The organism is Marinobacter sp. SS8-8 (genome assembly GCF_030540945.1).
In the GTDB taxonomy this organism is placed as follows: Bacteria; Pseudomonadota; Gammaproteobacteria; order Pseudomonadales; family Oleiphilaceae; genus Marinobacter.
Genome location: NZ_JASSVN010000013.1, coordinates 85,883 through 104,184 on the forward strand (window position 1 = coordinate 85,883; position 18,302 = coordinate 104,184).

General features: G+C 58.1%; 15 protein-coding genes. 5 read left to right on the forward strand and 10 right to left on the reverse strand.

Annotated elements, in window-relative coordinates:
- Nucleotides 1-11: 11 nt before the first annotated feature.
- The 10 genes from QPL96_RS13755 to QPL96_RS13800 form a co-directional block, all read right to left on the reverse strand.
- A complete protein-coding gene (locus QPL96_RS13755) occupies nt 12-1,364 on the reverse strand; it encodes an adenosylmethionine--8-amino-7-oxononanoate transaminase (RefSeq protein WP_303287884.1) in 1,353 nt (450 codons plus the stop codon).
- A 253-nt stretch (nt 1,365-1,617) separates the two neighbouring features.
- On the reverse strand, nt 1,618-2,346 hold the full coding sequence (locus QPL96_RS13760) for a TorF family putative porin (protein ID WP_303287885.1): 729 nt from the start codon (nt 2,344-2,346) through the stop codon (nt 1,618-1,620).
- Between the two features lie 319 nt (nt 2,347-2,665).
- Nucleotides 2,666-3,748, reverse strand: coding sequence for an OprO/OprP family phosphate-selective porin (locus QPL96_RS13765; protein ID WP_303287886.1), 1,083 nt, complete (start codon nt 3,746-3,748; stop codon nt 2,666-2,668).
- A 163-nt stretch (nt 3,749-3,911) separates the two neighbouring features.
- Nucleotides 3,912-4,658: an amino acid ABC transporter ATP-binding protein gene (locus QPL96_RS13770; protein ID WP_303287887.1), complete on the reverse strand. Its 747-nt coding sequence runs from the start codon at nt 4,656-4,658 to the stop codon at nt 3,912-3,914.
- A 13-nt stretch (nt 4,659-4,671) separates the two neighbouring features.
- Entirely contained in the window at nt 4,672-5,343 is a 672-nt protein-coding gene (locus tag QPL96_RS13775) for an amino acid ABC transporter permease (RefSeq protein ID WP_303287888.1), read from the reverse strand.
- Nucleotides 5,344-5,434: 91 nt separating this feature from the next.
- The gene (locus QPL96_RS13780; protein ID WP_303287889.1) at nt 5,435-6,193 is read right to left on the reverse strand and encodes a transporter substrate-binding domain-containing protein; all 759 of its coding nucleotides are present in this window, start codon (nt 6,191-6,193) and stop codon (nt 5,435-5,437) included.
- Between the two features lie 236 nt (nt 6,194-6,429).
- The gene (metF, locus tag QPL96_RS13785; RefSeq protein ID WP_303287890.1) at nt 6,430-7,299 is read right to left on the reverse strand and encodes a methylenetetrahydrofolate reductase [NAD(P)H]; all 870 of its coding nucleotides are present in this window, start codon (nt 7,297-7,299) and stop codon (nt 6,430-6,432) included.
- Between the two features lie 12 nt (nt 7,300-7,311).
- Nucleotides 7,312-8,706 carry an adenosylhomocysteinase gene (gene ahcY, locus QPL96_RS13790; protein ID WP_303287891.1) on the reverse strand — a complete coding sequence of 465 codons (1,395 nt, stop codon included), beginning with the start codon at nt 8,704-8,706 and terminating at the stop codon, nt 7,312-7,314.
- 189 nt (nt 8,707-8,895) lie between these two features.
- Nucleotides 8,896-10,086: a methionine adenosyltransferase gene (gene metK / locus QPL96_RS13795; RefSeq protein WP_303287892.1), complete on the reverse strand. Its 1,191-nt coding sequence runs from the start codon at nt 10,084-10,086 to the stop codon at nt 8,896-8,898.
- A 164-nt stretch (nt 10,087-10,250) separates the two neighbouring features.
- Nucleotides 10,251-11,252 (reverse strand): metalloregulator ArsR/SmtB family transcription factor, encoded by a 1,002-nt coding sequence (locus tag QPL96_RS13800; RefSeq protein ID WP_303287893.1) that lies wholly within the window; start codon nt 11,250-11,252, stop codon nt 10,251-10,253.
- A 224-nt stretch (nt 11,253-11,476) separates the two neighbouring features.
- Here QPL96_RS13800 and tkt point away from each other — a divergent pair, with 224 nt between their 5' ends.
- From tkt to QPL96_RS13825, 5 genes are all read left to right on the forward strand, one after another.
- The gene (gene tkt, locus QPL96_RS13805) at nt 11,477-13,477 is read left to right on the forward strand and encodes a transketolase (protein WP_303287894.1); all 2,001 of its coding nucleotides are present in this window, start codon (nt 11,477-11,479) and stop codon (nt 13,475-13,477) included.
- Nucleotides 13,477-14,520 carry a type I glyceraldehyde-3-phosphate dehydrogenase gene (gap, locus tag QPL96_RS13810; RefSeq protein ID WP_303287895.1) on the forward strand — a complete coding sequence of 348 codons (1,044 nt, stop codon included), beginning with the start codon at nt 13,477-13,479 and terminating at the stop codon, nt 14,518-14,520. The genes tkt and gap overlap by 1 nt, the downstream gene beginning before the upstream one ends.
- Nucleotides 14,521-14,611: 91 nt before the next feature.
- On the forward strand, nt 14,612-15,772 hold the full coding sequence (locus QPL96_RS13815; RefSeq protein WP_303287896.1) for a phosphoglycerate kinase: 1,161 nt from the start codon (nt 14,612-14,614) through the stop codon (nt 15,770-15,772).
- Nucleotides 15,773-15,991: 219 nt separating this feature from the next.
- Entirely contained in the window at nt 15,992-17,056 is a 1,065-nt protein-coding gene (gene fba / locus QPL96_RS13820; RefSeq protein ID WP_303287897.1) for a class II fructose-bisphosphate aldolase, read from the forward strand.
- Nucleotides 17,057-17,327: 271 nt separating this feature from the next.
- A complete protein-coding gene (locus QPL96_RS13825) occupies nt 17,328-18,299 on the forward strand; it encodes a DnaJ C-terminal domain-containing protein (RefSeq protein WP_303287898.1) in 972 nt (323 codons plus the stop codon).
- The last annotated feature ends 3 nt before the right edge of the window (nt 18,300-18,302 follow it).

Here is an 18,302-nt window from a genome sequence, read left to right on the forward strand (position 1 = left end):
CGGGGCGGTTGTCAGTCCCGAACCGCGATCTCTATACCTTCCGTTGCGACCTGGGCCAGGTGCCGGATCTGCTCTTCGGTGATTACGTAAGGCGGCATGAAGTAAACCACATTACCCAGGGGGCGAAGCAAGGCCTGGCGGGTCAATGAGTGCTGGTACACCCGGATTCCCCGCCGTTCCTGCCAGGGGAACGGGGTTTTCGATGCTTTGTCTTGCACCATCTCTACGGCGAGGGTCATGCCATGCTGGCGGATATCTCCCACGTTGGGGTGGTTCGCAAGGTGGGCAACGGATTCGGCCATGCAGGTGGAGAGCCTGCGATTGCTCTCGATCACGTTGTCGTCCCGGAAGATATTCAGGGTGGCCAGTGCCACGGCGCAGCCGATTGGGTTGCCAGTGTAGCTGTGGCTGTGCAGGAAGGCCTTGAGGGTTTCGTAGTCGTCGTAAAATGCGTTGTAGACATCATCGGTGGTCAGCACTACGGACAGCGGCAGGTAGCCCGCGGTCAGCCCCTTGGACAGGCACATGAAATCCGGAGTGATGCCCGACTGCTCGCAGGCGAACAGGGTACCGGTTCGGCCAAAGCCCACTGCAATTTCATCAGCAATCAGGTGCACGCCATAGCGGTCGCAGGCCTCTCTCAGCCTGGTGTGGTAAACCGGGTGATGCATGCGCATGCCGCCGGCACACTGGATTAAAGGTTCCACCACCACGGCGCAGATTTCGTCGTGCTTTTCAGCCAGCAGTGTTTCCATGGCCCCAAACTGGCGCAGGGCGTAATCCTCGTCGGTCTCGCCCGGTTCTTTGTTAAAAGCATCCGGGGAGGGGGCCGTCAGGACTTCCATCAGCAATGGCTGGTAGGTGTCCTTGTAGAGAGACACATCGCCGAGGGCCAGTGCGCCCAGGGTTTCCCCATGGTAGCTGTTGCTCAGGTTCACGAAGTTTTTTTTGCCCGGTTTGCCATGGTTTTTCCAGTAGTGGAAACTCATCTTGAGGGCAGCTTCGATCGCAGACGAGCCATTATCGGCGTAAAAGCATTTGTTGAGCCCTTCCGGAGTTACCTCAATCAGGCGCTCGGACAGGTTGACCACGGGCTCATGGGTAAAGCCGGCCAGGATGACATGCTCAAGCTGGCCAATCTGTTCCTGGATCGCGGCGTTGATTCTCGGATTGGCATGGCCGAACAGGTTGACCCACCAGGAGCTCACAGCATCGATGAACCGGTTGCCCTCGAAGTCTTCCAGCCAGACACCTTCGCCCCGCTTGATGGGGACCAGTGGCAGGGTTCCTTCATGGTCTTTCATCTGGGTGCAGGGATGCCACACGGATTTGAGGCCACGGGCGACGAGGTCAGCATTGCGCATGATAAATCTCCGTCAGACGGTGAGGTTCTGGATTGTCGGCGGTTAACCTGTGCGGATATTACCGTTAACAGCGGCGGCTGGCCAATGCCGACAAACTTCCAGAGCCTCGAAACCCCTTTAAAAAGACTAAGGGGACGCTGATGGGGTGAAGAGTTGAAAATCCCTATGATTTACTATGGCAGGATTTCAGGACGCAGGCCCATTGACCGGGCCTGCTTTCACTTGACCAAAACCACTGGAAAAGCGTCCGTAATCAGAAGCTTTTACTCCAGCCAAGCCAGAATTTCGGATCATCCGAGTTGACGGAGCCAAGGGCACTGCCCGGGTCGATATCCGAGTATTCCAGATTGAGACTGACGGAGCCGAACGCTCCCGCATCCTTGGTTACGTTGGCGGCGGCATGTCCATAGCTCGCCTCGCCCACGGACGGTTTTTTGTCGTCGGTAAAGTCGTAGTAACCCAGCGTAACGCCTGCACTGAAATCATTTTCCAGCGGTATGTGGGCGGCCAGGTAATAGAAGACATCACCTTCCACGTACAGCCCTGGTGTGCTGTTGTCACTGTTTGTTGTATAGGCCAGCCCCGCGGATAGATACCCGTAACTCAACTCCCCGTAGATCTCCCCGAAGTCAATCGAGGCGGGCGCATCCGGGTAGGCATAATATATATACCCGACGTCATATCCGATATCGTCAATAGCGCCCGAGTAGCCAGCATAGAGATCAAACTCATAGCTGGTCCCGTCGCCAAAATCCACATTGGAGCCCCATACACCGGCATACAAGCCGGACGCGTGCTCGTAGTCGAGCCCACCCTGGACAGCGGCTGAATTGTCTGTTTGTGTCACGCCACGGAAGAGGTAATTACTGGAGACGCCTACATTGGCGCTTACATCAGCGCTGACCATTGACGGGGCTGCCTGAAGGGCTGCGAACAGACCAACACCGAGCAATCCGGATTTTCTGAGAGCTTGCTTATCCATTATGTACACCTTTATAAGTTGCGCTTTTCGAATTCCTCAACAGCAAACAAGGTGCCAATCAGCCTAACTAATTGTTTAAAGGGATTTTAATTCTAAAAAGCAGAGCTGAAATCCGATTCATGAATTCGCTGCGCCCCAAGATGGGGCGATGTCCAGCATTCGATCAGTGTGGCGCCCGATTTTAGTGCCATGCCGGGCGCACCATAAAAAAGGGGCAGAAAAATCTGCCCCTGGAACCTGGTTAACTCTTTACTTCGTCAGCATCAACACCAACGCAGACTCCTGGCTTTACCTAAGCGGAGCCGGGGACCAGGTATGATCAGAACGCATACTGGAATCGCGCACGAACCTCATCTCCGCTTTCGCCACTGGCCTGTTCGCCATCCATGTAGCTCAAACCAAGTCGAACATTGTTATTGGCATAGTAGTTGACACCCAGCGTCGTTTGCTCACCGTCGGTGGTGCCCAGTCCCACGTCACTGTATTTTCCATCACCCTCTTCGAAACGGGCAATGACCTCCCAGGCACCTCTGGGTGATGACGGTTTTACCCGTTTGAACACACCCGCTTTGTAGGGGCGACTTTCCCCGGTAATAACCCAGCCGAGCTGCACGTAGTAGCCATCAATATCAAGCTGGCCTTCCTCGGAATCAAAGTATTCGGCCTGAGCGTGGAAAGGCCCCATACGGCCAGCCAGTTCCAGGTTGTAGGTATCGATCTCATCCGCCTGAACATCGGCCCCACGTGTGGTATAACCCGCGCCAAGATGAACAACGGCCTCATTCGTTTGAATCGGCGCAAACGTACCCCGTGCCGTTATCGCGGTATTATTGAAGTCGTTGCTGCCGTCACCATCCGCTTCAAAATAACCGATACCGTAGGTCCAGTTACTTCCCTTCCCGCTCAGCTGAATACCGCCACTGCGTCCGGGGGTATAACGCTCGGTCACGGCGGAACGCTCCAGCGCGGAAATGTCTTTCGAGCTTGTCAGCTGTTCCAGGCCGAAAGGCTCTTTCTGCTTGCCGATGGTGACGCTTGCAACTGAGCCAAACCCCAGGTACCGAATGTAAAGGTCTTCGACGTCACCGCCTTTGGCACCGTCACTTTCCGCGACGTTAAACTGGGTCTTGTAGGCCCAGTCGCCATAACGGCCCTTGACGTATAGGCGTGCACGCCGCACATCAAAATCCCTGGTATCAACGCCCTTGTCATCCGACTGCGTTGCGTCGTAATCCCACTGGATACGGCCACCAAGCTGAAAGGATGCCGAATCATCAGATCTTTTGACCTCAATACCACTCTCGGTATTGATCACCAGATCCTCGCCGTCAGTCGTAACAGTGCCGGCCTGTGCGGAAACAGCGGAAACCGCCAGCATCAAGCTTAAATATTTCTTAGCCATGGTTTTCTCTTACCTTGTTGGTTTGCTCGTGTATTTTGGAACACCGGGGTAAGCGTATTGTACTAACATTGCGAAAAAGTTACAGAAAACCAATTATTCGGCCCCGAACAAAGAAAAACCTGAAAAAGCCCCGGCAGCAGGGGCTTTATCCGGGCGGTTTGGCTCAGTGTGCAAGAACCCGTGAAAGAAACGCTTGGGTGCGTTCGTTCTGCGGGTTGTCGAACACGTCGTCCGGTTTGCCCTGTTCCACAATCTGGCCTTCGTGAATGTAGATCACGCGGTCGGCCACTTCCCGGGCGAAGCCCATTTCGTGCGTCACGACCATCATGGTCATGCCTTCCTTGGCCAGTTCCCGCATAACGTCCAGCACTTCACCGATCATTTCCGGGTCTAGCGCTGACGTAGGTTCGTCGAACAGCATCAGCCGCGGTTCCATGGCCAGGGCCCGGGCGATCGCGACCCGCTGTTGCTGACCGCCGGAAAGCTGGCTGGGGTACTTGTCGGCCTGGTTGCCGATGCCTACCCGGTTCAGCAAACGCTCTGCGGTGGCGTTGGCGACGGTTTCCGGGGCATCCTTGACCTTCTGGGGTGCCAGCATGATGTTCTTCTTCACCGTAAGGTGCGGGAACAGGTTGAACTGCTGGAATACCATTCCGACTTCCTTGCGGATTTCAGCCAGAGCTTTCGGATTGCCGCTCTTGGGCGCGAGTTGCTGACCGTCGACCTCCAGTGTTCCGGATTCATATTCTTCAAGGCCGTTCACACAGCGGATCAGGGTGGATTTGCCGGAGCCGCTGGCACCGATAATAACCACCACTTCGCCCTGTTCAACGGTAAGGTCAATATCCTTAAGGACATGCAGTTTCCCGAAGTACTTGTTCATGCCCTTCATTTTTACAATCTGAGTCATGGGTAGCGTTCCTTCAGACAGAGACCAGGCCGCGCCGCTCGACCCAGCGGAGAATCATGGACAGTGAGAGGGTGATGGCCAGGTAAAGGATAGCGACCACAAAGTACACCTCAAACGCGGTGAAGGTGTTGGCAATGTAGATCTGACCCTGGCGCACCAGCTCGCCCACACCGATGACCGAGAAAAGAGAGGTGTCCTTGATGCTGACGATGGCCTGGTTGCCCAGCGGCGGAATCATCCGGCGGAATGCCTGGGGCCAGATGATGGACCAGAATGTCTGGGTCCTGGACAGGCCCAGGGAAAGGCCCGCTTCGCTCTGGCCTTTGGCGATGGACTGAACACCACCGCGAACCACTTCCGAAATATAGGCGCCGGAGTTCAGCGCAATGGCTGCGATACCGGCGGTCAGGTGGTTGATCGGGCCGCCGATCAGGTCGGGCAGGCCGTAAAAGATAAACAGCACCTGGACCAGGATCGGAGTACCGCGAAAGATTTCGATATAGGCGGTTGCCGGCCATTTCAGGAACCACCTCTTGTTGATGCTCAGCAGGCCGAAGAAAATGCCCAGGGCAAAACCGATGAGCAGACCGCCGAAGGAAATCAGGAGGGTGTAGGGAATCCCTTCAAGCAGAAAAGGGATGGAGTCGATGGCAGCCTGCCAGTCGAACTGAAACTGGAATTCCACTGTAAGAATCTCCGAAGGAATGTGGCATCAGGAACGGTCGGAGTGAACACGCCCCGGCGCAGGGAATCAGACCTTGCGGGTCCGGTTGCCCTTACATGCCTTCCGGCATCGGGCCAAACCATTTCTCATAGATGGTTTGGTAGGTACCGTCTGCTTTCATGGACGCGAGCGCCTCGTTGACTTCGTCAATCCACTCACTGCCATTCTTGAGGGCGATGCCGTATTGCTGGCCTTCGTAAAGCGGACCAACGGTTTTAACCTTGCCTTTACCCCTGGTGCGGGCAAAGTAACCCGCGTTCGGCGCATCATAGAAGACCGCATCAATGGCACGGGACATCAGCGCCATGTACATGTCTGAGCTGCCGGGATACGGAGTGACACCATCGTCTTTCTCAAGGGTCTTCATCAGGTAGTCGTAACTGGTGCTGCCGATCTTGGTGCCGATTTTCTTGCCTTCCAGATCGTCTAACTCCGTTACGCCATCTTCGCCCTGGCGAACCAGAATGCGCAGACCGGAATCGTAGTATGGATCGGAGAAATCAACGATTTCTTCGCGCTGGTCGGTAATGGTGATGCCTGCGATGGCGATATCCACGTTCCCGGTTTGCAGTGCCGGGATGATGCCATTGAAATCCATGGTGTTCAGATCAATCTCGAAACCGGCCCGGTCAGCAACCTCACGGATGATTTCCATGTCGAAACCGATCATTTCACCGGTTTGCTGATCCATCATTTCAAACGGAACAAAGCTGGGGTCAGTGACGACACGCAGGGTTTCTGCGCTGACGGTTCCTGCGGCAACGGTGAGCGCCAGGCTGGCGCCGACTGTCTTCAGCCATTTCGTGCTCATACCTTCTCCTTTTCTTTCTCATGGGGCTCCATTCGCCCGGTAAGGCAAGCCGGACCAACCACTGCTGTTGACGGCGGTCGCCGGGGAGCGTTGATGGAACTGCATACAACCACTTTAGACCATTGCGCAGATGTGCACAGGAAATCAAATGCTTGGCGGGGAGGTTTGACCGGAAGGGGAATGAAAAAGGGGTCAGATGAAGGCTTTCATCTGACCCCAGGTTCATTTCGTTGCTGTCAGAAAGCAATCTTTTCCCGATCACTGATGCCCAGGTTCTTCCAGATGCTGATGCTGGGCTCTGCCTGGTTAAGGGTGTAAAAGTGCAGGCCCGGCGCACCGGCCCTGAGCAGCTTTTCACACATGTCAGTGATCACTTCTTCGCCGAACTTGCGGATGGAGTCGCTGTCGTTGCCGTAGGCTTCGAGCTGCTTGCGAATCCAGCGGGGGATTTCGGCGCCGCACATGTCGGAGAAGCGGACCAGGCTTGAGAAGTTGACGATGGGCATGATGCCCGGCACCACCGGAATGGTGACGCCCAGTTTCTCCAGGCGGTCAATGAAATAGAAGTAGCTGTCCGCATTGAAAAAGTATTGGGTAATGGCGCTGTTGGCGCCAGCCTGAACCTTGCGGGCAAAGTTCTTCAGATCTTCTTCGGCGTTACGGGCCTGAGGGTGAAACTCAGGGTACGCCGCGACTTCCAGGTTGAAGGTGTCACCGCTGTGTTCGCGGATAAACTCCACCAGCTCGTTGGCATGGCGCAGCTCACCGGCAGCCCCCATGCCGGAGGGCATGTCGCCCCGAAGGGCGACAATCCGGTTGATCCCGTGCTCTTTATACAGGTCCAGCAGCTCGCTGATTTCCTGGCGGGTACCGCCGACACAGGAAAGGTGCGGTGCGGCGGGAATGCCCTGGCGGTGCAGGTTGAGCACGGTTTCAATGGTGCGGTCCCGGGTGGAACCACCGGCGCCGAAGGTGACGGAGAAAAAGTCCGGGTTCACCCCGGCCAGCTGGTCGCGCACGTTCTGCAGTTTCTCCTTGCCCTGGTCGGTCTTGGGCGGGAAAAACTCAAAGCTGAAACGGCGCCTGAACTGTTTCTGGGATTGCATCTTGATACCCGATCAGTACTTGTAGCTTTCCGGCTTGTACGGGCCTTCGACCGGTACTCCGATGTATTTGGCCTGCTCCGGGGTCATCCTGGTGATCACGCCACCAAAACCTTCCACCATGGCCCGTGCCACTTCCTCGTCCAGGTGCTTGGGCAGGACCTGAACGTAAACGCCTTTCTCCCGGGCATCTTCCGGCAGGTCGGCGAACCTGCGCTCGAACAGGTGCATCTGGGCCAGAACCTGGTTGGCGAAAGAGCCGTCCATGATCCGTGACGGGTGGCCGGTGGCGTTACCCAGGTTCACCAGGCGGCCTTCGGAGAGCAGGATCAGGTGGTCATTGGCGGCTTTGTCCCGGTACACAATGTGAACCTGCGGCTTCACCTCGTCCCATTCCCAGTTCTTGCGCATGTAGGCGGTGTCGATTTCATTGTCAAAGTGGCCGATGTTGCACACCACGGCGCCACTCTTCAGGGCCTTGAGCATGTGCGCGTCACACACGTTCGTGTTGCCGGTAGTCGTTACCAGCAGGTCGGTGTTCTGCAGCAGGGCGCGGTTAATGCCAGCCTCAGTGCCAGTGTTCACGCCATCGATATACGGAGACACCACTTCAAAACCGTCCATGCAGGCCTGCATGGCGCAGATCGGGTCCGCCTCTGTCACCTTCACGATCATGCCTTCCTGGCGCAGGGATGCGGCAGAGCCCTTGCCCACATCGCCATAGCCGATAACCAGGGCCTTCTTGCCGGAAAGCAGGTGGTCAGTGGCGCGTTTGATGGCGTCGTTCAGGCTGTGACGGCAACCGTATTTGTTGTCGTTCTTGGACTTGGTCACGGCATCGTTCACGTTGATGGCGGGAACCTTGAGGGTGCCTTCGCGCAGCATTTCCTGCAGGCGATGCACGCCGGTGGTGGTTTCTTCGGTGACACCGTGGCAGTTGGACAGAATTTCCGAATACTTCTCGTGAAGCAGGGCCGTCAGGTCGCCGCCGTCGTCCAGGATCATGTTCGGTTCCCAGCCGTCGACATCGGCACCGACGGTGCGTTCGAGGCACCAGTCGTATTCTTCGTCGGTCTCGCCTTTCCAGGCGAACACCGGAATGCCTTGTGCCGCGATGGCGGCCGCGGCCTGGTCCTGGGTGGAGAAGATGTTACAGGAGGACCAGCGTACGTTGGCGCCCAGCTCCACCAGGGTTTCGATCAGCACGGCGGTCTGGATGGTCATGTGGATACAGCCCATGATGTTGGCGCCTTTCAGCGGCTGCTCGGCTTTGTATTTCTCGCGGAGCTTCATCAGGGCGGGCATTTCGCCTTCGGCGATGTTGATTTCCTTCCGGCCCCAGTCGGCCAGGGAGATATCGCGGACTTTGTAGTCGTCAAAGCTGTTCAGTTTTTCTGCGGGAGTGCTCATGGTGTTCTCCTGTCAGTCTGATTTGGCCCGGGTGTACGTAATTCCCTTGGCCTCTGATTTTGGGAGTTTCGGGGGTGGGGATAACCTGCCGTGTCCCCGGAGGAGATTACTCAGCGCCGCCACCCCCGAAAGGTGACGGGTTGAACCAAAGCGGGCCTAACTCCAATGTTCAGACCCGGAATCCTGGCCTCACAGACCCGCAGCATCCTTAAGAGCGGCCGCACGGTCGGTCTTCTCCCATGGGAACGCGGTGAAGGTCTTGCCACCGACGGTCATCTCATAGGGGTCGCGGCCAAAGTGACCGTAGGCTGCGGTTGCCCGGTACATCGGGTGCAGCAGGTCGAGCATGTTGGTGATCGCGTAAGGGCGCAGGTCAAAGTTCTGGCGGATCAGATCGATGATCTTGTCGTCGCTGATCCTGCCGGTGCCGAAGGTATTCACGGAGATTGAGGTTGGCTGCGCCACGCCGATGGCGTAGGACACCTGAATCTCGCACTTGTCGGCCAGGCCGGCGGCAACGATGTTCTTGGCGACGTAACGGCCGGCGTAGGCGGCGGATCGGTCAACCTTGGACGGATCCTTGCCGGAGAAGGCGCCGCCACCGTGACGGGCCATGCCGCCGTATGTGTCGACGATGATCTTGCGGCCAGTCAGGCCACAGTCGCCCACCGGGCCACCGATCACGAACTTGCCGGTCGGGTTGATGTGGAACTGGGTATCCCTGTGCAGCAGCTCTGCCGGCAGGGCATGCTTGACGATCAGCTCCATAACCGCTTCTTTCAGGTCTTCCTGGGTGACGTCTTCATCGTGCTGGGTGGACAGAACCACTGCGTCGATGCCGGCAACCCGGCCATTTTCATAGCGGCAGGTCACCTGGCTTTTCGCATCCGGGCGCAACCACGGCAGCAGGCCACTCTTGCGGGCTTCGGCCTGACGCTGGACCAGACGGTGCGAGAAGGTAATCGGCGCGGGCATCAGCACGTCGGTTTCGTTGCTGGCATAGCCGAACATCAGGCCCTGGTCGCCGGCACCCTGGTCTTCCGGCTTCTGGCGGTTAACGCCCTGGGCGATATCAACGGACTGCTTGCCGATGATGCTGATGATGCCGCAGGTGTCGCCGTCGTATCCGACTTTGGAGGAGGTATAGCCGATGTCTTTGATCACGCCGCGCACCAGATCTTCCAGGTCGACCCAGGCGCTGGTGGTAATCTCACCACCAACAATGGCCACGCCGGTTTTCACCATGGTTTCACAGGCAACGCGGGCGTGGGGGTCGTCGGCCAGAATGGCGTCCAGGATCGCGTCGGAGATCTGGTCGGCCAGTTTGTCCGGGTGGCCTTCAGAGACCGATTCGGACGTGAAGATGTTGTAGTCAGACATAAAGCGTGCTCCTTTGTGAGCGTTTCAGATTCAGACCGGTAAGAGCCTTTCTCCAGCCGTTCTTGGGCCAATCTTGAAGTGTCTTCCGGTTACCGGTTTGTTGGCCTGTGTAAGGATACGTAAAACTACGTATCTGTATATCAAAATTTATTGATATTGAGATGTCAGCTCTGCCCGCCGTTTTTCCAGAACTCCCGAACCTGTATCTGAAAGCCGTTGCGAAGGCCGATAAACAATTGTTCTCCGGCACTTAAACCGGCATCCGTGGCCCAGGCGGTCAGCTCTTCCGGTTCAAAACCCAGCCAGAGGTCGCCGCAGTTCTCTTTGGCCCAGTCCTGGTCGTGGCTGCACAGATCGCTGATGACCAGGCAGCCGCCGTTGTTCATCAGGGCCGATGCGTCGAGAAAAATGTCGGCCGGACTGGGCACGTGGTGCAGCACCATGTTGGCGACCACCAGGTCAAACCCGTCACCCCGGGCGAGCAGTGTGTCGGTTACGCCCTCGATCAGATCAATAGTGTTCAGCCGCTGGTCAATACAGGTGCGGGTGGCCTTGGCCAGCATGTCCCGGCTATTGTCGAGGGCAACCACATGCCCGCAAAGCTCTGCCAGTACCGGCAGGAACGCACCTTCGCCGGGGCCGATTTCCAGGGCGGTCTGCCACTGGTGTTTCCCGGACCGTTTGCGAACCAGTTCTGCCACAGGCTCGGCGTACAGATCAAAGGCAGCAATCAGCTCCTGCTGTTCCCGGAACTGTTCGGCATACCGGGCAAAAAATGCCTGAGACTGGACTGCCCGCTGGTTACGGATCGCTTCAATCTTTTCCTGCAGGTGCCGTGGCAGCGGTACCTTGTCCACCGCCTCGAAAATCTGGCGGATGGTCTGGTCCGTTGGCTTGTCGCTGTCCAGGTGCAGGGGGCGCCGGTAGAAAATCGCGTTGCCTTCCCGTTGGGGCTCCAGCAGACCGGCCTTGTTCATTACCTTCAGGTGGTGGCTCATGCCGGACTGGCGCATGTCGAACAGCTGGCTGAGCTCCAGCACCCCAAAGGTATCCCGTCTCAGCACCCGCAGGATTTCCAGGCGCAAAGGATCCCCGCTTGCCTTGAAGATCGGAGCCAGTGCGTCAACGGAGGACAGTGCGTTTGCGTGTGTATTCCGGGATGTCATGGGTGAGAAGTTTAGGGGGGTTCGGGTGGTCAATCAACAGGAATATCAAAAAATATTGATATAGGTTTGTGATTCTTTGAAATCAGTCCGTTTCGGCAATCCACAGGCAAACAATCGTGAAAGAGGCCTATGCCGATTTGCCCCGGCACACAGTAATCGGCGAAAATACGCGCCTCTTTTTAAGCAGTCCGAATTCTTTCCCGATAAACACTGGAGAAACGTCAATGCCGTCTCGTAAAGATCTCGCCAACGCCATTCGCGCGCTGAGCATGGATGCGGTTCAGAAAGCCAAGTCCGGCCACCCGGGTGCGCCCATGGGTATGGCGGATATCGCCGAGGTACTGTGGAACGATTATCTGATCCACAACCCGGCCAACCCCCAGTGGGCCAACCGGGACCGCTTCGTGCTGTCTAACGGTCACGGCTCCATGCTGCAGTACTCCCTGCTGCACCTGAGCGGTTACGACGTTTCCATTGACGACCTGAAGAATTTTCGTCAGCTGCACTCGAAAACACCGGGCCACCCGGAATACGGTTATACCCCGGGCGTTGAAACCACCACTGGTCCTCTCGGGCAGGGTTTTGCCAACTCCGTGGGTTTCGCCCTGGCGGAAAAGGCTCTGGCGGCGCAGTTTAATCGTCCTGGTCACGACATTGTGGATCACTACACCTACACCTTTCTTGGCGACGGCTGCCTGATGGAGGGGATCTCCCACGAAGTGGCCTCCCTGGCCGGCACCCTGGGCCTGGGCAAGCTGATCTGTTTCTACGATGACAACGGCATTTCCATTGACGGTGAGGTGGAAGGCTGGTTTACCGACGACACCCCGAGGCGTTTCGAAGCCTATGGCTGGCAGGTGATTCCGGCGGTGGACGGCCACGATGCCGACGCCGTGCGCGCTGCCATTGAAGCTGCCCGCGCCAACACCGGTCAGCCCACCATGATCTGCTGCAAGACCATCATCGGATTTGGCTCCCCCAACAAGCAGGGCAAGGAAGATAGCCACGGTGCGCCACTCGGTGACGACGAAATTACGCTGACCCGCGAGCAGTTGGGCTGGCAACACGGCCCGTTTGAAGTGCCGTCTGACATCTACGCCCAGTGGAATGCCAGAGAGAAGGGCGCCGCTGCCGAAAACGCATGGGATGAGAAGTTTGCGGCCTACGCGAATGCCGAGCCGGAACTGGCTGCGGAATTCAAGCGCCGCATGGCCGGTGACCTGCCTGCGGATTTTGCCGAGAAGGCCCAGGCCTACATCCGGGAGTGCCAGGACAAGGGCGAAACGGTGGCCTCCCGCAAGGCCTCCCAGAACACCCTGAACGCCTACGGTCCCCTGTTGCCGGAACTGATGGGTGGTTCGGCCGACCTGGCCGGTTCCAACCTGACCATCTGGGGCGGCAGCAAGGGACTGACCAGGGAAGACGCCAGCGGCAACTACATCCACTACGGCGTGCGCGAGTTCGGCATGGCGGCGATCATGAACGGTATCGCCCTGCATGGCGGCTTCGTGCTCTACGGCGCCACCTTCCTGATCTTCATGGAATACTGCCGCAACGCAGTTCGGATGGCCGCACTGATGAAGCAGCGCTCAATCTTTGTGTTCACCCACGACTCAATTGGTCTGGGCGAGGATGGCCCCACTCACCAGCCGATCGAGCAGATGGCCAGCCTGCGCACCACGCCGAACATGAGCATGTGGCGGCCGGCCGACACGGTGGAAACCGCCGTGGCCTGGAAAGCGGCCCTCGAACGCACCGACGGCCCCACCGCCATGGTCTTCTCCCGTCAGGGACTGCCGCACCAGGACCGCGATGCCCGGCAGCTCGCGGATGTGGCCAAGGGCGCCTACATCCTGTCGGACAGCGAAGGCACACCGGACCTGATCCTGATCGCTACCGGCTCCGAAGTAGGCCTGGCCCGGGACGCCGCTGCCAAATTGCGTGCGCAGGGTAGCAAGGTGCGTGTGGTTTCCATGCCGTCAACCGATACCTTCGATGCCCAGAGCGCCGAGTACAGGCAGCAGGTTCTGCCGCTGGACGTGACCAACCGCATCGCCATCGAAGCCGGCATTGCCGACTACTGGTACAAGTACGTGGGCCTGGACGGCCGTATTATCGGCATGACCACCTTTGGTGAGTCCGCGCCTGCCGGTGAGCTGTTCAAGGAATTCGGCTTTACCGTCGATAATGTTCTGGATGTGGCCGCTGAACTGCTGGACGCCTGATGACAGACTCCGCGCCTTTTCGCATTGCCATCAACGGGTACGGACGAATCGGCCAGTGCGTGTTGCGTGCGCTTTATGAAAGCGGCTTCCGCGACCACCTGCAGGTGGTCGCCATTAATGAGCTGTCGGATATCGACACCATTGCCCACCTGACCCGCTACGACTCCACCCATGGCCGGTTCCAGGGTGAGATTTCCGTAGCCGGCCAGGACCTGACGGTCAATGGTGACGCCATCCGGGTGTTACGCCATTCGGAACCCGCCGAACTGCCCTGGGACCTTCTCAAGGTCGATCTGGTGCTTGAGTGTTCCGGCGCCTATTCTGATCGCGCCACCGCAGAACGCCATATCCAGGCCGGTGCCAAACGTCTGCTATTTTCCCAGCCCGCGGAATCGGATGTGGACCGCACCGTGGTCTACGGCATCAACGACCGCGATCTCTGCCCCAAGGACGTTATCGTCGCCGCCGCTTCCTGCACCACCAATTGCCTGGTACCTGTAATCAAGGCGCTGGACGACGCCTTCGGTGTGGAGCAGGGCAGTACCACCACCATCCACGCGGCGATGAACGACCAGCCGGTGATCGACGCCTACCATCACCAGGACCTGCGCCGCACCCGCAGCGCTTTGCACAACATCGTCCCGGTGGAAACGGGGCTCGCCAAAGGCATCGAACGGCTGCTGCCCCATATGGAAGGCAGGTTCAGCTCGGTGGCCATGCGGGTGCCGACTATGAACGTGTCCGCCATTGATATGGTGATCAACGTGCGCAAGGCCACGGATGTGGTAACGGTGAACAACCTGTTAAAAGAGGCCGCCAACGGCCCGTTGAAGCGCATACTCGGCTACACCGACGAACTGCTGGCCAGCTCCGATTTCAACCACGACGCCCATTCCGGCGTCGTGGACGGCGGCCAGACCCGGGTAACCGGGGGCACTATGGTGAAAGTGCTGTGCTGGTTCGATAATGAGTGGGGGTTCGCGAACCGGATGCTCGATGTCAGCCGCTGTTGGCTGGAAAAGACTGAAAAAGGGGTCAGATGAAAGCTTTCATCTGACCCTATCTTGACGAAAGAGGGGTCTGACCCCGTACGGGGTCAGACCCCATGTTCATGCAGACTTAGGGAAGATTGTTATGGCCATCAAGAAAATGACCGACCTCAACCTTACCGGCAAGCGGGTGCTGATCCGTGAAGACCTGAACGTGCCGGTCAAGGACGGCAGGATCTCCAGCGACGCCCGTATCCGCGCGTCGCTGCCGACCATCAAGGCCGCCAAAGACGCCGGCGCCCGGGTGATGCTGATGTCACACCTCGGTCGCCCGGAAGAAGGCGTGTACGACGAAGCCTCCTCCATGAAACCCGTCGCCGACCACCTCACCAGGGTGCTGGGCCAGGAGGTGCGCCTGATCAAGGACTACTTGGACGGCGTTGAAGTCGCCGATGGCGAAGTGGTTCTGTTTGAAAACGTCCGCTTCAACAAAGGCGAGAAGAAAGACAACGAAGACCTCGCAAAGAAGTACGCCGCCCTGTGCGACGTCTACGTCATGGACGCCTTCGGCACCGCCCACCGCGCCCAGGCCTCCACCCACGGTGTGGCAAGATTCGCCCCCGAAGCTTGCGCCGGCCCGCTGCTGGCGGCTGAGCTTGAAGCACTGGGCAAGGCCCTGGACAACCCGGCCAAACCGGTCGTTGCCATCGTTGGCGGCTCCAAGGTCTCCACCAAGCTGGATGTACTCAACGCCCTGGAAAAAGTCTGCGACCAGATCATCGTCGGCGGCGGCATCGCCAATACCTTCCTGGCTGCAGCGGGTCACCCGGTCGGTAAATCCTTGTGCGAGCACGACCTGATCGACACCGCCAAGGACATTGCCTCCCGCGTTGAAATCCCTCTGCCGGTCGACGTAGTGGTAGCCAGCGAATTCGCCGAAACCGCCACCGCCACCACCAAGAACATCTCCGACGTCAGCGACGACGACATGATCCTCGACGTAGGTCCGGAAACCGCTGGCAAGTTCGCCGACGTACTGAAAAACGCCAAAACCATTCTCTGGAACGGCCCGGTCGGCGTTTTCGAGTTCGACCAGTTCGGTAATGGCACCAAAGCACTCGCGCTGGCCATCGCCGAAAGCAACGCCTTCTCCCTGGCCGGTGGTGGTGACACCGTCGCCGCCGTTGACAAGTACGGTGTTGCTGACAAAATCTCGTATATCTCTACCGGTGGTGGGGCCTTCCTCGAATTTGTGGAAGGCAAAACACTGCCGGCCGTAGCCGTACTGGAAGAGCGCGGCGCGTAAGGCGTTTTACTGTAGCTAGATTCGCAAGGTAGGCGGCGGGTTTGGCTTTCCGGGACTGTGCGCAGCAGGGATGCTGCGCTCAAGCGTACATGGATGTATTCACAGCGTGTCCCGGAAAGCCAAACCCGCCGACTGCCGCAGCAGACTCCCAATCCTGATCATGAGAGTCTGAAATAAACAGAATTCAAACACTCAAAATCCAAATGAAGGAGACGACCCATGGCCCTGATTTCGATGCGGCAAATGCTGGATCACGCCGCCGAGCATGGTTACGGTGTGCCAGCCTTTAACGTCAACAACCTGGAACAGATGCGTGCCATCATGGAAGCCGCCGACAAAACCGACTCCCCGGTGATTGTCCAGGCCTCTGCCGGTGCCCGCAAATACGCCGGCGCCCCCTTCCTGCGCCACCTGATCCTGGCGGCCATCGAAGAATTCCCGCATATCCCGGTGGTTATGCACCAGGACCACGGCACCAGCCCCTCCGTGTGCCAGCGCTCCATCCAGTTGGGCTTCAGCTCCGTGATGATGGACGGCTCCCTCGCTGAAGACGGTAAAACCCCGACCGACTACGACTACAACGTTGATGTTACTCGCCGCACCGTTGAAATGGCCCACGCCTGTGGCGTCTCCGTAGAAGGCGAACTGGGCTGCCTCGGCTCCCTGGAAACAGGCCAGGCTGGAGAAGAAGACGGCATTGGCGCCGAAGGCACCCTGGATCACAGCCAGATGCTGACCGACCCGGAAGAAGCCGCGGATTTCGTCAAGAAAACCCACGTGGACGCCCTGGCCATCGCCATCGGCACCAGCCATGGCGCCTACAAGTTTACCCGTCCGCCAACCGGCGACATCCTGGCTATCGACCAGATCAAAGCCATCCACGCCCGCATTCCGGACACCCATCTGGTCATGCACGGCTCCAGCTCCGTACCCCAGGAGTGGCTGAAGATCATCAACGAATACGGCGGCGAGATTCCGGAAACCTACGGTGTTCCTGTTGAAGAAATTGTGGAAGGTATCAAGCACGGCGTGCGCAAGGTCAATATCGACACCGACCTGCGTCTGGCCAGTACCGGCGCGGTTCGTCGCTTCCTGGCCGAAAACCCGGTGGAGTTTGACCCACGTAAATTCCTCAAGGAAACCATGAAGGCCATGACCGAAGTCTGCATCGCGCGCTACGAAGCCTTCGGTTGTGCCGGCAACGCCAGCAAGATCAAGCTGGTTAACCTGGAACGCATGTTCGAGCGGTATGCCTCTGGTGAGCTCGACCCAAAAGTTAAGTAAGGTTCTTTTCTGATCAACCAGAGAAGTTCTCACGAGTTCGGGGGGATGTCTCCTCAGAAATGTGGAGCGCCAGGCAGGGCGCTACCAAGCCCTACAAGGATGTATTTACGGGCGTTTATTGAAGAGACATCCGTCCCGAGCTCAGCCCGCCAAGACTTGATCCACCGCAATAACGAATCACTCCACCCTTGTAATTTCACGAACCTCATCAAATATAGTGGTTAGCAAACGAGCATAACGCTCAGCAAAATAACCAGTGGTGAGGAACCTGATGGACTTCAAAGACTATTACGCCGTGCTCGGTGTGAGTGAGTCTGCCTCCCCCGAGGAGATCAAAAAGGCTTACCGGAAGCTGGCCCGGAAGTACCACCCGGATGTCAGCAAGGAAAAGGACGCCGATACCAGGTTCAAGGATCTTGGTGAGGCCTACGAAGTATTGAAAGACCCCGAGAAACGGGCGGAGTACGATCAACTGCGCAAGTACGGCGCCAGGGCTGATGGTTCTTTCGAGCCGCCACCGGGATGGCAGAGCGCATCCGGTTTTGGCGGCGGTGGCTATACTGAAGCCGATGCCCGCCAGTTCAGCGATTTCTTCGAGGAGATCTTCGGAGGCCGCCGCCGGGGTGGGTTCTCAGGCGGTTCTGATAGTGGAGGTTTCCGCCAGAACATGAAAATGCGCGGTGAAGACGTTCATGCCAGGATCGCCCTGTTCCTGGAAGAAGCCTTCCATGGCTGCGACAAGCAGGTGTCGTTTACCGTGCACGAGGCAGACCCGCATGGCCGGGTTATTCCGAGGCAGAAAACCCTGAAAGTGAAGATCCCCGCCGGCATGCGCGAGGGGCAGCATATCCGCCTGAAAGGTCAGGGTGCTCCGGGTATTGGCGGCGGTGAGCCTGGCGATCTGTTCATCGAGGTGGAATTCGCGCCGCATCCGCATTTCACCATTGAAGGCCGCGATGTCATGGTTACCGTGCCCGTGGCGCCCTGGGAGGCGGCTCTGGGTGCAACGGTGACTGTGCCAACGGTTGGTTCGAAGGTGAATGTCAAAGTCCCGAAGGGTTCCACCAGCGGCCGAAAGCTCAGGCTGAAAGGCAAAGGCTTTCCGGGCAAACATCCGGGCGACCAGATCGTCGTTCTCCAGGTGGCCATGCCTGAGAAACACAGCCCGGAGGCTGAAAAACTCTATGCCCAGCTGGCCGAGGCAGAGAAGAACTTCAATCCACGCAGCAAGCTTCACGTGTGAGCG